Genomic DNA, 12,890 nt, shown 5'->3' on the forward strand with positions numbered 1-12,890 from the left:
GAGAATATCGAAAATGCCATCGCATCTTATACTGCTGCTTTAACTGTCAGAACCAGAGAAGCTTTGCCTATTGATTGGGCAATGACGCAACATAATCTCGCTGTTGCCTACAGCGATAGAATCAAAAAAGACAGAGCAGAGAATATCGAAAATGCCATCGCATCTTATACTGCTGCTTTAACTGTCTACACCAAGGAAGCTTTGCCTATTGATTGGGCAGCAACGCAAAATAATCTCGCAAATGCCTACAGGGAGAGAATCAAAGGAGACAAGGCAGAGAATATCGAAAAGGCGATCCCTGCTTTTACTGCTGCTTTAACTGTCAGAACCAGAGAAGCTTTGCCTATTGATTGGGCAAGGACGCAAAATAATCTCGCACTTGCCTACAGCGATAGAATCAAAGGAGACAAGGCAGAGAATATCGAAAATGCCATCGCTGCTTTTACTGCTGCTTTAACTGTCTTCACCAGGGAAGCTTTGCCTATTGATTGGGCAATGACGCAACATAATCTCGCAACTGCCTACAGCGAGAGAATCAAAGGAGACAAGGCAGAGAATATCGAAAATGTGATCGCTGCTTCTACTGCTTCTTTAACTGTCTTCACCAGAGAAGCTTTGCCTCAAAACCATGCACAATCTTTGTGGGGACTGGGAATTGCTTACCAAAACAGTAACCAGTTTACCTCAGCTTACGATCAGTTTAAATCTGCCATTGACACAGTAGAATCTTTACGGTCAGAAATCGTTTCTGGGGAGGAAAGCAAACGCAAGCAAGCGGAATTCTTTAACCAAGTTTATAGCCGCATGGTGGAAGTTTGCCTGGAATTAGCTAATATTACCGAAGCGATTGAATATGTTGAACGTAGTAAAACCCGCAGTTTAGTTGAACAAATCCTCGAACGTGACTCTAAAACCATCTTCCCTCCAGAAGTATTCACTCAATTAGAAAAATACAGGGATGAAATAGCCGTAGGACAATATCAAATCCAAAATGGCAAAGCAGAAAATCCCCAAGACCTAGCACAACATCTCCAACAGTTACGACAGCAGCGTAATGAATTGCAAAACCAATACTTACCTGTTTGTTATGGTTTCAAATTTGACTCCTTCCAAGGTTCTTTGGATGAGCATACAGCCATTATCGAGTGGTATATTCTCAACGATAAAATTATGGTGTTTATTATCACAAAACAAGGAGAGGTAACAGTTGACCAATCCCAACCAGAAGACCTAGAAGCTTTGGTAAATTGGATAAATCAATATTTACAGAACTACTACGAGCAAAAAGACCAATGGCTGAATAACTTAGGGGAAAAACTCAAAGAATTAGCTTCGATTCTGCACATTGATGAAATATTAACCCAGATACCAAAGCACTGCGATCAACTCATCCTAATTCCCCATCAATTCCTGCATTTATTCCCCCTTCATGCAATTCCAATCAATCAAAATTCTGAAAATTCGTCTTGTCTTCTGGATTTATTTGCTGGTGGTGTTAGCTATGCACCCAGTTGTCAACTACTGCAACAGGTACAACAGCGCAAACGTCCTGATTTTCAATCTCTATTTGCAATTCAAAACCCCACAGAAGACCTGAATTACACCGATTTAGAAGTACAAGTTATTCAACGCTACTTTAATACTTCCAACGTTCTGAAAAAAACAGCAGCGACACTCACAGCAATTAATAATTCTGACTTAAATACTTATCACTGCGCCCACTTTAGCTGTCACGGATATTTTAACTTAATAAATCCTGGTAAATCAGCCCTAATTTTGGCAAATGCACCCGTAGCTGACACACTTCCACAACCAAATACAGAACGTTATCTGAATTTACGGGCAGGGGAAACCCACGATTTAGACAAATGTCTTACCCTAGATAAAATCTTCACTCTCAAATTAGAAAAATGTCGCCTCGTCACCCTTTCCGCGTGCGAAACTGGATTGATTGATTATACAAATACCAGTGATGAATACATTGGTTTACCTAGCGGTTTTCTATTAGCTGGGAGTCAAGCTGTAGTTAGTAGTTTGTGGACTGTCAGCGATTTATCTACATCGTTTTTGATGATGAAATTTTATGAAAATCTGCAAACAATAAATAGTGTCTCTTTAGCACTCAATCAAGCACAGCAGTGGTTGCGAAATTTAACAACAGAAGAATTTGAAGCACTATTAGTTAAATATCAGCCGCAAATCGAAGAAATCTTTGCTCAACTCCCAGAAGAAAAGCGTCCAGTTGCAAAAGCGATATTAAAAAGAACCTGCAAGCGTAAACCTCACCCTTTTGCAGCACCATTTTACTGGGCAGGATTTACAGCTACAGGGCTTTAGGATTCAGGTTTGGCAGCTTTACAAAACTGCTTCACACCGATTTTGGCAACATAAATTACCACTGGAGTTGCTAGGGCTACGGGAATATTACCACTTGCCGCGAGGGTGGCGATCGCAGCTGTCAATACTCCCGTCATCAAGTCGTCAAATTCTTCCTGACAGATGATTTTGCTGAGTTTTTGGGCTAATTTCTCTAAATAATTTGAATCTCCCCTCAAGCTAACTTCTGCGTCGGTTGTCTCAACAGCAATTAACTGTGCTGCTGCTTCCAAATTTCCCTGACACTCTTCTATGGCATCCAAAGCAGCTAAAGCCTCTGGACTATCCGCTAACTGGCTGCGAAACTGATTAATTTCCTCTGGTGTAACGGTAATCATTTAATAATTTTAACCAGTAAGTACCCGAAGTATTCAGCAATTATACATCTAATGTCTAATCTAGAGATGTGGCGATGTCTACGACGGGCACTCTGTGCGATCGCCAAAGGCGGGTGCTACCGCACCATCGCGCAAATTTTTTGGACAACCAGAAAAATTCACCTGGAGATGCCGATTAATTTAACGCCTTTTTCTGGTATGATTACTAGCCCTTCTGTTGCTTTGCCATTTCCGCAAACAGCATCCTACATCTATGACAGCACCCATCCTCCCACAGCGCAGGCATTTTGATTTGTCGTTTGTAGTCGGTGTAATGGTTGGATTTAGCGAGTTGGAAAAATTAGATGAATGCACCTCATTTTTACCTGATTAACAGTTTTTTACTTATACGTTATTGTGGATATATTAAGAGCTTGAAAAATTAAATGACAGCACCTCAACCAACAGTCTTTACATCAAAGCTTTACGACCAAGATTTTTATCTGTGGATAGAAACGACTGCTAGACAGTTAAAAGAAGGTAAATTTGCTGAAGTTGATTTAGCAAATTTGATTGAAGAAATCGAAAGTATGGGGAGAAGTGAAAAAAGAGCTTTAGAAAGCAACTTAGTAGTTTTATTAATGCACCTCCTGAAATACAAATATCAGTCAGAAAAACGCACTAATAGTTGGCTTTCTACTATCTTTGAACATCGACGCAGATTAAATAAAAATTTGCAAGATAGCCCAAGTTTGAAAAAGTACTTCGCTGAAAACTTTATGGAATGTTATCAAGATGCACGTCAGCTAGCGGCTTTAGAAACTGGGTTAACCCTTGATACTTTTCCTGTAGAGCCTTTTTTGACTGCGGATGAATGTTTGAATCAAGAGTTTTTACCTAATTAATTTAATTAGGACTGACGCAAAATTGTCAGAAAAACTCGTTGTTTGTAACTCATGTGATAGAAAAGCGATAATAAAGCAAGTTATGACTTTTAGAGAAAGGAATTAACAATGACAGAAGCTAAAAACGTCCTTGGTGGAGAACTTGAGTCTTGCTGCACTTCCCCGATGACTGGATATTACCGCGACGGATATTGCCGCACAGGTGGTCAAGATTTTGGCGTACACGTTGTTTGCGCTGAGGTAACAGCCGAATTTTTAGAGTTTACCAAGTCCCGGGGCAACGATTTGAGTACCCCACATCCAGAAAATCAATTTCCTGGTTTGAAACCAGGCGATCGCTGGTGTTTATGTGCTTCTCGTTGGCAAGAAGCTGAAGAAGCTGGGGTTGCTCCACCAGTTATACTATCAGCAACTCATGCTAGAGCTTTAGAAGTCGTTTCCCTAGACGATTTGAAAAAAAACGCCCATCAGTAGTAACGCAATTTATTGCGTTATTCCTTGAGCGATCGCCCACTTAGTATATTCACCAAATCTAAAACCTCATGCCTAAGCTATGTCCACAGAATTCGCCATTAATAGTAAAGTCCGAGTTGTAGCACTACCGCCCTACGTAAAAACCGCTGACCCCATGCCCATGCTGCGCCCCCCCGATGTCATTCACATAGGCGAAGAAGGGACAGTCATTGACCGTCGTCCCGGAGGATATTGGGGTATCCGTTTTGCTAAGGGAACCTTTCTCCTCGATAGCCAATACATCGAAAGCACAGACACCCCAGATATATCTCACAAAGAGTGAGAATAGCAGTCACCAAAAATTGTAAACTTATGTAAAGTTATAATTTTGGTCTGCACATGATTTCTCGTCGCACTTTTTTGAGTATATTATTTGCCAGCTGCTTTGCTGTCATTACTTGGTTGAATTTTACCCCTACTGCGAATGCTTTAGGAGGTAAACTCCCAGCAATTAATCAACCCGCACCTTTATTTACCTTGCCAACCAACACTGGCAATGGTGAAATTTCTCTGTCTGACTTGCGTGGTAAGTGGACAGTTCTCTACTTTTATCCCAAAGACTTCACCTCTGGTTGCACCATCGAAGCGCGTCGTTTTCAGCAAGACTTACCCAAATACGTGGAAAAAAACGCGCAAATTATCGGTGTCAGTGCTGATGACGTTAATTCACACGCCGAGTTTTGTGATTCAGAAGGGTTAAAATTTCCCTTACTGGCTGATACCACCGGATCGGTCAGTAAAGCTTACGGTTCTTGGATTGGCTTTGTCTCGATGCGCCACAGCTTTATCATCGATCCAAACGGCATCCTCCGCGAGACTTTTGTCAAAGTCAATCCAAGCATTCACAGTACAGAAGTTCTCGCAAAACTCGAACAACTGCAATCGTCTTAGGGAATAGGTAATAGGGAATAGGGAATAGGTAATAGGTAATACAAAGAAATTGTCCCCCTTGTCCCCCTTGTCCCCCTTGTCCCCCTTGTCCCCCTTGTCTCCTTATCCCCCCACTCCCCACTCAAGAGCACTGATTCGCTACGCTATTGATATCCTGGTTTATTCAAGCAGGTGCTATGGATTTTCAACGCAAAACTACAGGCGAAAGTGCGACAAATAATATAGAATTTGCTCAAGCAACTACTCGTAAGCCACTGGAATTGCTGCGGGATACTGAAGCTTTGCTACGTCGCCCTACCGTAGCAACACTGATGCCGATTTTGCCGCCAAAGTTGGGAAATAGATTGCAAGAACTGCAAGAAATAGCAGAAGATTCGCTGACAGATTTGGCGTTGATTGATCTGGAGAAAATTAGCGATTGGGAAATGCGATCGCCACGAATTCACGTTGGTTTAAGCTTTATTGGCTTTGGGGCGCTGATGATTGTTGTGTTGCTGTTATACTTAAACACGCTGCACCCAGAACTCAGTACAATTGAGCAGATTCGCCAATACTGGTATCAATATGTTTGGTTTGTCAATTTAGGCGTAGCGGGGATGTTTATGCTCGGTCGAGAAGCGATGCGTCCTTTGAAAATAAAGAGTAGGGAGTAGGGAGTAGGGGGGAATTAAAGAAAAATTAATTTTTTTGAGGTATTATTTTTAAATTGTAATTAAAGTGAAGCAATCAAAATAGTATCTTGGTATTGGAATTTGAAATTTATTACTTATGAATCATGACGCTTTTATAGTTCGACCTGGAGCAAAGATTTCTTTGCAAAAAGACTACAACCCAGCTTATAAGGATGATTACCAAAATAAAGCTGAGGCAGAAATAAAATTGCAGACAGACGTTGAAAGATTAGCAGAATACCAAAATATTCTTTATGCTCAAAACACTTATGCGTTGCTGGTTATCTTTCAAGCAATGGATGCGGCTGGGAAAGATAGCACTATCAAACATGTGATGTCTGGTGTTAATCCCCAAGGATGTCAAGTATTCAGTTTCAAACAACCGAGTGCGGAAGAACTTGACCACGATTATCTCTGGCGCAGTATGAAAGCTTTGCCAGAACGGGGTCGAGTTGGGATATTCAACCGCTCATATTATGAGGAAACTTTAGTAGTTCGCGTGCATCCAGAACTGCTGAAAAAGCAACAACTTCCCTACATTCCTGAGGATAATCGAATTTGGCAGCAGCGCTTTGAGGAAATCAATAATTTTGAAAAATATTTGGTAAATAATGGAATAATCATCTTAAAGTTTTTTCTGAATGTTTCTAAATCAGAACAGAAAAAACGCTTTTTAGCACGCATCGAAACGCCTGAAAAAAATTGGAAGTTTTCTGCCAGCGATGTGGTTGAAAGAGCATTTTGGGATGATTACATGCAAGCTTACGAAGATATTTTTAATCATACCAGTACTGAATCAGCACCTTGGTATATTATTCCTGCCGATCGCAAATGGTTTACACGTCTAGTAGTTGCCGACATCATCTGTAGCAAATTAAAAGAACTTAATCTGAGATATCCCACCGTAAGTGAAGAACATCACCGGCAACTTCTCAAGGCAAAGCAATTATTAGAAAATGAGGATTGAGTGGAAATGGGGCATGGGTAATTGGGAAAAAGGTAATTGGTGAGCAGTCCGTTAGAAAGGCTCTGCCGACTTGTTCGCGCAAGGAGGTCGCAATACCAACGGGGCAAAACTTGCACTCCTATTTAATTGGTACTTCCAATCATTTTACTAGCATTGGTCAGCAGTTTGACGGCGATCCACAGCAACTTTTACAGGATTATGCCGCAAGCTGCACCCACCACTGCCAACCAAAGAAGTTGATAGCATTTGGAAATCAGCCGAGAAAGACCACCCCAGTCCGAGGTTGCACTTCTCTTCGGTTCGGTTGCGATCGCCTTCTATTAAGCCCAAGGGATTTTCGGAAATTCCAGAAAAGTTGTAAGCCAGAAATATAAATATTATTCCTAAAGAAATGTCTGGGCTGTTCAACCCAACATTGAGGTTATTCAACAGCTATTATCTCTAGCTTTTTATGAGAGACTTTACGTTATGTTTGGGCTTGGCACGCTTGACCATATTGGACACGTTAGCTTTATGGCTGACATCAAAGACTATAAATTACAGGAGTAGAATTGACATCTCTGTTAATGTTTGAGACTATCTCGCTTTTCTTAATTTTTAATAATCATGAGTAGAGAGCTATTTTCTAGCTTTGCGATCGCCCAAATACCCAAAATATTAACCTTGCTTGATCGCAATCCCCACAGCCCAACTTACGGTTGTTTCGATCGCAACTTTTGGCACTACAAAATCATTGATTTTCCCAGCGGTATGGCGCAAGAATTCGTTTTGCCCCTAGCTTTGGCTTACGATACCAACGTGCCAGACAACCCGTTTTATCGCCAATCAACAATCCGAGAATGGGTAGAGGCTGGTATTCTCTACGCCGCCAAAAGCGCACACAAAGATGGTTCCTGCGATGATTATTTTCCCTACGAAAAAGCTGGGGGAGCAGCGGCTTTTTCCCTGCTAGCCTGCGTTGAAAGTTACACCCTCATCGGACTCAACAACCCGAAGATTTTAACTTTCTTGGAAAAGCGAGCTGATTGGCTAGCTCATCACCATGAAAGCGGACGGCTAACCAACCACCAAGCCTTAATTGTACTGTGTTTGGAACTGGTTTCAAGGCTGTTGTCTACTGCTAAATGGGATGCAATTAAAGAGCAACGCTTAGAAAAGGTATTGTCTTGGCAAAACCCCGAAGGCTGGTTTCAGGAATATGAAGGTTGCGATCCAGGTTATCACACCTTAACAATTTCCTGTCTGGCAAGGATTTATGAATTTAGACCAACAACAAAGCTAAAAGATGCGATTACTAAAGCTGTTGACTTAGCCGCACATTTCGTTCATCCCGATGGTTCTTTTGGAGGCGAATATACCAGCCGCAACACCTACAATTTCTTCCCTCACGGTTTCGAGTTGGTTGGGAAATGGATGCCCAAAGCTTTACACATTAATGACAGTTTTATCGTCGGACTTGCTAATGGGAAAACGCCATGTTACGCTGACGACCACATTATTGGTCATCATACGTGGAATTACTTATTAGCTTGGCGAGATTTTGTCCTCGATAGACCCCCACTACCCCCACGACCTACAGGTCGCCTTTGGTTGCAAGAAGCCCAAATTTTGATTGACCGTCGTCAAGACACCGAACTTTATTTAGCACTCAACAAAGGCGGAGTATTCAAACTCTTTCGCGGCTCGAAGCTTGTGGCTTCTGATACCCAATTCTCCCTGCAAGTAAGGGAGGGCAAAACCATTAAAAATGCAGTGGCTCATCTGATAGATTCTTATCAAGTCCATTTGACAGATGACGAAGTTTCTATTCAGGGACAACTCGGTTGGGCTAAACAAAAGCAAATGACAAGGATAAATTTATTATTGCTCCGAGTGGTTATGCTGAGTTTTGGGCGAATATTTCCTAACTTAATTCGCAAATTCCTGCAAAAAATGTTGATTACAGGTAAGAAAAAAGCCCCTTTCCATTTTCATCGCCAATTGCGCTGGGAAAATGGCAATTGGTACGTCATAGACCAACTGGAAGCAGAATCTTGGGAAAATGTCGTTAGCGCAGGCATTGGCTGCGACCAAACCTCAATTTATGTAGTTATGAGCCGAACTTTCCAAATAGGTCAATTGCAACCCTGGATTGACCTTACAGAGAAAATTGAACAAATAGCCCCCGGTCAACCGTTAAAATTGGAGCGTAATCTTTAAATTTAACTCCGGGAATTGAGGCTACAAAAAGTCCTAAAGCTTGTCTACAAAGTTATGCAACCCATTGGACTCATTAAGGATTTATGATGGTTCTTAAAGTCACGAAAAAAATACTGCTTCAGCAGACGCTCCTTGGAGTGCGGAGCATCCCGTAGGGAACGCTATCGCCCCTTTTCTTTACACCTTGTTTGAAAATAAAATTATGAAGATTAATTCTCGGCTAGTCTTGCTGAACATTGCACTAACTTTAGTTTTAATATTTAGCATTAATTTATTGAGTAATGTCATATTGTTTATATCTTCACAAGTTGCTTATGCCATCGGGTTTGAGCAACCAATTGGTCTCCCTAAATCTATGAAAAATGGAGATTTAACCCAAAAAAATATCTATCGAGAGTTTCAACAACTCCAAACTAGGTATGAACCATTTATTGGGTGGTCAATAAAACCTTTCCAGGGATTAACAACTAACATTGATGCTAATGGCGATCGCATACACTTTAATAAAGTATCTCAGGAAAATTTAGACAAAAGAGTTTACTTCTTTGGTGGTTCGACAGTATGGGGTTCAGGAGTTTCGGATGAAGGAACTCTGCCAGCTTTATTTAATACAATTTCTGGACTTCCCACCTCCAATAAAGGAGAATCTGCTTTTATCAGTCGTCAATCACTTGCTAAATTTATTAATCTGAGCGCTGATGATGAAAAGATAAATACAGCAATTTTCTACGATGGAATCAATGATGTTCAAACTTCTTGCAGAAAAGAGCTTAAAATCAATGAACATGTATATACAGATAAATTTATAAAAATCTTGGATGAAAATAGTTTAGCATCCAATAATATTTTTTTGAAGAAATATTTAGATATCCTATTTATTAGAGGAACACTAAATTTAGCTACGGCTATTTCTCATGTAATCAATATCAATAGTTCTGATACAAAAAATAAACATTTAATTTGTGACGGACAAGAAGAAAAAGCAAAAAAAGTTGCTGTAACTTTGGTTAATAATTGGGAAATAGCTCATGATATTGCAGTAGCACGAGGTATAATTTTTTTTGCAGTACTCCAGCCTGTTGCTTTTATTGGAACATTAAGCTTAGACAATTTAGAGTCTTTAGAAGTATATAAAATTAATAAATTTGAAGAGCAGTATAAAGCTGTATATCCAATTATTAAAAATATTATTCACGAGCGAGGGTATGACTGGATATTTGATTATACAGATTTATTTTCAACAGATAAATCTGTTTATATAGACTTTGCTCATGTTACTGAATCAGGAAATCAAATTATCGCAGAGCAGCTTTTTAAAGATATAAATAACTATGAAAAAATTCATCCGATAGCAAATACTAATTAAGTTATGAAATCTCGGCAAATTTTACTTTTTTTGACAATCATACCGATTTTATTGTTAATATTTATAGCTCTAAAGAATCCTCAGAGTCTTTATAGCGATTCGGCGTGGCAGATGAAGGCGTTACAACAGTTTATCGCTGGAGACTCCCCGTCGTTTAATCATCTAGTAAGACCTAGTTATGATGACCTTGCTGTTAATAAAGCTATATGGATTACTTGGTGGCCTCCTGGAACTAATTTGTTAGCCTATCCGCTGATGGCACAGGGAATACCAGTGGGTATTAGTATCCGCATAATTGCGATCGCTAGCTTTATTCTAGGTTCTTTAGGTTGGATTTGTTGGTTTTCTTTGTTTGATTTTCCTATTTGGATAGGGGTAATTCTAGCTCTTACTATTCCTAGTCTGCGCTGTGGCAATCATGCTTTGTTTCAGTATTCTGCCGAAGTTCTAGTTTATGCTTATGCTCCTTGGTTGATTTTAATTACTTATCAATTTAGTAAATATTTGAATAATGAAACTACTTTTATAAAAAATATTGTCAAATATTTAGTCATTTCGCCTGTCATCGGTTTAATTCTCGGCTTTGGCTATATCCTAAAATACTCACTCTTATTTGTTGTGTTAGGAGCGTTAATTTATCTAGGATTTCAATGCATTACTAATAACAATTCACGCCAGCAAAAAATTAGTAAATTAACAGCTTATGTATTAGTCTGCTTATTTTGTGGTATTCCCTTGTTAACTCTCAACTTAGTCAACCAGAATCTAGGGGAAACAGCAAATCTTATTACAGCTACAGCTAAAATAATTAGCTTAAAATGGCAAAACTTTATCTATGTGATAGCTAATCCTGCACTAGCTATGACCGATGCCGAATTACTTTGGAAAATGCTCCTTAATTTTCAACATTCCATTGCTCCAAGTTCGCTTTGGATAGGTTTAATCGGCATTCCCGGAGGCATATTATTGCTATGGTTGATTTTACGCGATCGGGCATTACCAGAAGCCAGCTTATTAGCTAAAATTGTATTTTTTACCAGTATGGCAGCTATATTTGGTATTTGGTCAGTTGGTGCAACTGTTAGTTACGAGGCACGTCATGTAGTCCCAGCAAGTCTGGCTATTTTACCTGTAGCGTTACAATCGGGATATGAATTATGGCACAAAAAGTCTAATAGCTTTTTAATCAAAGGTTCTTTGTGCATTGCTGCTATCTTTTATCTTGCTATTCCTCTGGCTTATAGTAGTACCTCTATTATTGTTAAAGCGCTGGAAACGTCCGTTCATTATACACCTGCTTCCAGCCAAATTTATAACCCTTGGTTAGCTTCTCAAGACTTAGCTAGGGTTCGGACAGAATTAGTCAAAGATTTTAACGAGCAAACAGACATCTGGTATTTACCAGAGCCGATTACAGCCTTAGATTTACCAGGAAGAGCAATGATTACTAGTGGTGATTTTTACCAAGGTTTACAAGATGCAAATTTACATCGTCAAGCCTTTCATACTAGCACCCATCTGCGCGTTCACGTTCTCTTGCCGCGTTCTTTTGAAGATAATGGTAAAGGTCTGCTGATTAGATCGTCTTTTGTCCAAGCACATGAATGGATTTGTCAAGAAATAGAGGGCAGTAATTACGTTAAATGGACATCGACATTAGAAGTATAATAAGAAGCAATTAAGTTACAGTTTCTTGCCCTTGTGATACTTGATATTCTTGAGAGTCTTTAACTAAATATTGTCCCAAAAAGGGCAAACCGCCAAGGGCAGGTAACAAATAGCGTGAGGTACAAAGTAGCGCTAAAGCCGCAGCTGTAGGGGCATCGAAATAAGGCTGATAAAAAGCGATTAAAGCCGCGTCACGAGTTCCAATTCCCGCAAAAGTTAAAGGCAGTAAACCTGCTAGAATTGCTAGAGGTGAAAGGGCTAGATTTGCTAAAAACGGTGTCCATGCTTTCAGTGCTAGGATAAATAACCAAATTTGTAATAGGTGTAGAAACCAGATAAAAATAGAAACCATAGTTATCTTAGCTAGCTGTTCCTTGTTGCTCCAGAAATAATTTTGCATTTCTAGCCAAGATACCTGTAAACTTTCTAGTTTAGAAGCAATTTTATTTGGAGCTATTTTCACCGCTATATTGAAAAATCTCTGAGAAATTTTTGAGGAACTCAGTAATAAGATACCTGTCACCAGTCCGAAAGCAACGCTGCTAGTCATTATCCAAAATAACCAATCTTTAGCAGGATAAAGTATTAAACCAAATGCACACCACAGTAGCAAGGATAATAAATCGCAAGCTTTCTCAAAAACAACTAAGGATAGAGACAGAGAGCCATCTAAATGTCCTCGCTGCTTCATAAAATAGGCTTTGGCAATGTCTCCCATTTTTGAGGGCAATAACATATTTAAGACGCTAGCTGCTAAGATTAAGCGATTGGCTTCGCCAAATCCTAAAGTTTGTCCTCTTGGCATGAGTTGTTGTAGTCGCCAGGAAGTCAACATTGTTAAGGGTACAACCATGCCTAGACTAACTACCATCCACCCACTCTGACAATTCTTAAATACCTCTATTAATTGATGCAAGTCTATCTTCCAGTAGATTGCTCCTAGAATCAATAAACTAACAATTAAAGATATAATTTTTGTGGCTCCTGTCTTTTGTATTGATTGTTGATTAGTCATTC

At 39.7% G+C, this 12,890-nt stretch carries 15 protein-coding genes; 11 read left to right on the top strand and 4 right to left on the bottom strand.

Features of this window, described 5'->3' with window-relative positions:
- The coding region (locus AABK37_RS10925; protein ID WP_432551595.1) for a CHAT domain-containing protein at positions 1-2,337 on the top strand (2,337 nt) is incomplete at its 5' end.
- On the opposite strand, the gene AABK37_RS10930 is transcribed toward AABK37_RS10925, so the two are convergent.
- The gene (locus AABK37_RS10930) at positions 2,334-2,714 is read right to left on the bottom strand and encodes a hypothetical protein (RefSeq protein ID WP_432551596.1); all 381 of its coding nucleotides are present in this window, start codon (positions 2,712-2,714) and stop codon (positions 2,334-2,336) included. The genes AABK37_RS10925 and AABK37_RS10930 overlap by 4 nt on opposite strands.
- Positions 2,715-2,765: 51 nt before the next feature.
- On the opposite strand from AABK37_RS10930, the gene AABK37_RS10935 reads away from it, so the two are divergent.
- The 5 genes from AABK37_RS10935 (at position 2,766) to AABK37_RS10955 (ending at position 5,002) form a co-directional block, all read left to right on the top strand.
- Positions 2,766-3,005, top strand: coding sequence for a hypothetical protein (locus AABK37_RS10935; protein ID WP_432551597.1), 240 nt, complete (start codon positions 2,766-2,768; stop codon positions 3,003-3,005).
- Positions 3,006-3,139: 134 nt separating this feature from the next.
- The gene (locus AABK37_RS10940; protein WP_432551598.1) at positions 3,140-3,598 is read left to right on the top strand and encodes a DUF29 domain-containing protein; all 459 of its coding nucleotides are present in this window, start codon (positions 3,140-3,142) and stop codon (positions 3,596-3,598) included.
- Positions 3,599-3,706: 108 nt separating this feature from the next.
- Complete coding sequence (locus AABK37_RS10945) at positions 3,707-4,072, top strand: DUF2237 family protein (protein ID WP_432551599.1); 366 nt, start codon at positions 3,707-3,709, stop codon at positions 4,070-4,072.
- A 79-nt stretch (positions 4,073-4,151) separates the two neighbouring features.
- The gene (sipA, locus tag AABK37_RS10950) at positions 4,152-4,394 is read left to right on the top strand and encodes a regulatory protein SipA (protein WP_039740023.1); all 243 of its coding nucleotides are present in this window, start codon (positions 4,152-4,154) and stop codon (positions 4,392-4,394) included.
- A gap of 56 nt (positions 4,395-4,450) precedes the next feature.
- Positions 4,451-5,002 carry a peroxiredoxin gene (locus AABK37_RS10955; protein WP_432551600.1) on the top strand — a complete coding sequence of 184 codons (552 nt, stop codon included), beginning with the start codon at positions 4,451-4,453 and terminating at the stop codon, positions 5,000-5,002.
- Here the strand turns inward: AABK37_RS10955 and AABK37_RS10960 are convergent.
- Positions 4,999-5,127 (bottom strand): hypothetical protein, encoded by a 129-nt coding sequence (locus AABK37_RS10960; RefSeq protein WP_432551601.1) that lies wholly within the window; start codon positions 5,125-5,127, stop codon positions 4,999-5,001. The two genes, AABK37_RS10955 and AABK37_RS10960, sit on opposite strands and share 4 nt — an antisense overlap.
- A 51-nt stretch (positions 5,128-5,178) precedes the next feature.
- Here AABK37_RS10960 and AABK37_RS10965 point away from each other — a divergent pair, with 51 nt between their 5' ends.
- Positions 5,179-5,655 (top strand): hypothetical protein, encoded by a 477-nt coding sequence (locus tag AABK37_RS10965; protein WP_432551602.1) that lies wholly within the window; start codon positions 5,179-5,181, stop codon positions 5,653-5,655.
- Positions 5,656-5,770: 115 nt separating this feature from the next.
- Positions 5,771-6,640 (top strand): polyphosphate kinase 2 family protein, encoded by an 870-nt coding sequence (locus AABK37_RS10970; protein ID WP_432551603.1) that lies wholly within the window; start codon positions 5,771-5,773, stop codon positions 6,638-6,640.
- 147 nt (positions 6,641-6,787) lie between these two features.
- On the opposite strand, the gene AABK37_RS10975 is transcribed toward AABK37_RS10970, so the two are convergent.
- Positions 6,788-7,069: a hypothetical protein gene (locus AABK37_RS10975; RefSeq protein WP_432551604.1), complete on the bottom strand. Its 282-nt coding sequence runs from the start codon at positions 7,067-7,069 to the stop codon at positions 6,788-6,790.
- A gap of 177 nt (positions 7,070-7,246) precedes the next feature.
- Between AABK37_RS10975 and AABK37_RS10980 the strand changes: the two genes are divergently transcribed.
- The 3 genes from AABK37_RS10980 (at position 7,247) to AABK37_RS10990 (ending at position 11,873) form a co-directional block, all read left to right on the top strand.
- Positions 7,247-8,839, top strand: a complete 1,593-nt coding sequence (locus AABK37_RS10980; RefSeq protein WP_432551605.1) for a hypothetical protein — start codon at positions 7,247-7,249, stop codon at positions 8,837-8,839.
- Between the two features lie 202 nt (positions 8,840-9,041).
- Entirely contained in the window at positions 9,042-10,205 is a 1,164-nt protein-coding gene (locus AABK37_RS10985; RefSeq protein ID WP_432551606.1) for a hypothetical protein, read from the top strand.
- A 3-nt stretch (positions 10,206-10,208) separates the two neighbouring features.
- Entirely contained in the window at positions 10,209-11,873 is a 1,665-nt protein-coding gene (locus tag AABK37_RS10990; protein WP_432551607.1) for a hypothetical protein, read from the top strand.
- A 10-nt stretch (positions 11,874-11,883) separates the two neighbouring features.
- Here AABK37_RS10990 and AABK37_RS10995 read toward each other — a convergent pair whose 3' ends face one another.
- Complete coding sequence (locus tag AABK37_RS10995) at positions 11,884-12,888, bottom strand: lysylphosphatidylglycerol synthase transmembrane domain-containing protein (protein ID WP_432551608.1); 1,005 nt, start codon at positions 12,886-12,888, stop codon at positions 11,884-11,886.
- Positions 12,889-12,890 lie beyond the last annotated feature (2 nt).

The sequence above is a fragment of the Tolypothrix sp. VBCCA 56010 genome (assembly GCF_050875635.1).
Lineage (GTDB): Bacteria > Cyanobacteriota > Cyanobacteriia > Cyanobacteriales > Nostocaceae > Hassallia.

Excerpts from the sequence above, each read along its gene's own strand:
- AABK37_RS10995 (WP_432551608.1), bottom strand. The coding sequence starts at position 12,888 with ATGACTAATCAACAATCAATACAAAAGACAGGAGCCACAAAAATTATA.
- AABK37_RS10945 (WP_432551599.1), top strand. The coding sequence starts at position 3,707 with ATGACAGAAGCTAAAAACGTCCTTGGTGGAGAACTTGAGTCTTGCTGC.
- AABK37_RS10930 (WP_432551596.1), bottom strand. The coding sequence starts at position 2,714 with ATGATTACCGTTACACCAGAGGAAATTAATCAGTTTCGCAGCCAGTTA.
- sipA (WP_039740023.1), top strand. The coding sequence starts at position 4,152 with ATGTCCACAGAATTCGCCATTAATAGTAAAGTCCGAGTTGTAGCACTA.
- AABK37_RS10970 (WP_432551603.1), top strand. The coding sequence starts at position 5,771 with ATGAATCATGACGCTTTTATAGTTCGACCTGGAGCAAAGATTTCTTTG.
- AABK37_RS10980 (WP_432551605.1), top strand. The coding sequence starts at position 7,247 with ATGAGTAGAGAGCTATTTTCTAGCTTTGCGATCGCCCAAATACCCAAA.
- AABK37_RS10955 (WP_432551600.1), top strand. The coding sequence starts at position 4,451 with ATGATTTCTCGTCGCACTTTTTTGAGTATATTATTTGCCAGCTGCTTT.
- AABK37_RS10935 (WP_432551597.1), top strand. The coding sequence starts at position 2,766 with ATGTCTAATCTAGAGATGTGGCGATGTCTACGACGGGCACTCTGTGCG.
- AABK37_RS10965 (WP_432551602.1), top strand. The coding sequence starts at position 5,179 with ATGGATTTTCAACGCAAAACTACAGGCGAAAGTGCGACAAATAATATA.
- AABK37_RS10990 (WP_432551607.1), top strand. The coding sequence starts at position 10,209 with ATGAAATCTCGGCAAATTTTACTTTTTTTGACAATCATACCGATTTTA.
- AABK37_RS10940 (WP_432551598.1), top strand. The coding sequence starts at position 3,140 with ATGACAGCACCTCAACCAACAGTCTTTACATCAAAGCTTTACGACCAA.
- AABK37_RS10985 (WP_432551606.1), top strand. The coding sequence starts at position 9,042 with ATGAAGATTAATTCTCGGCTAGTCTTGCTGAACATTGCACTAACTTTA.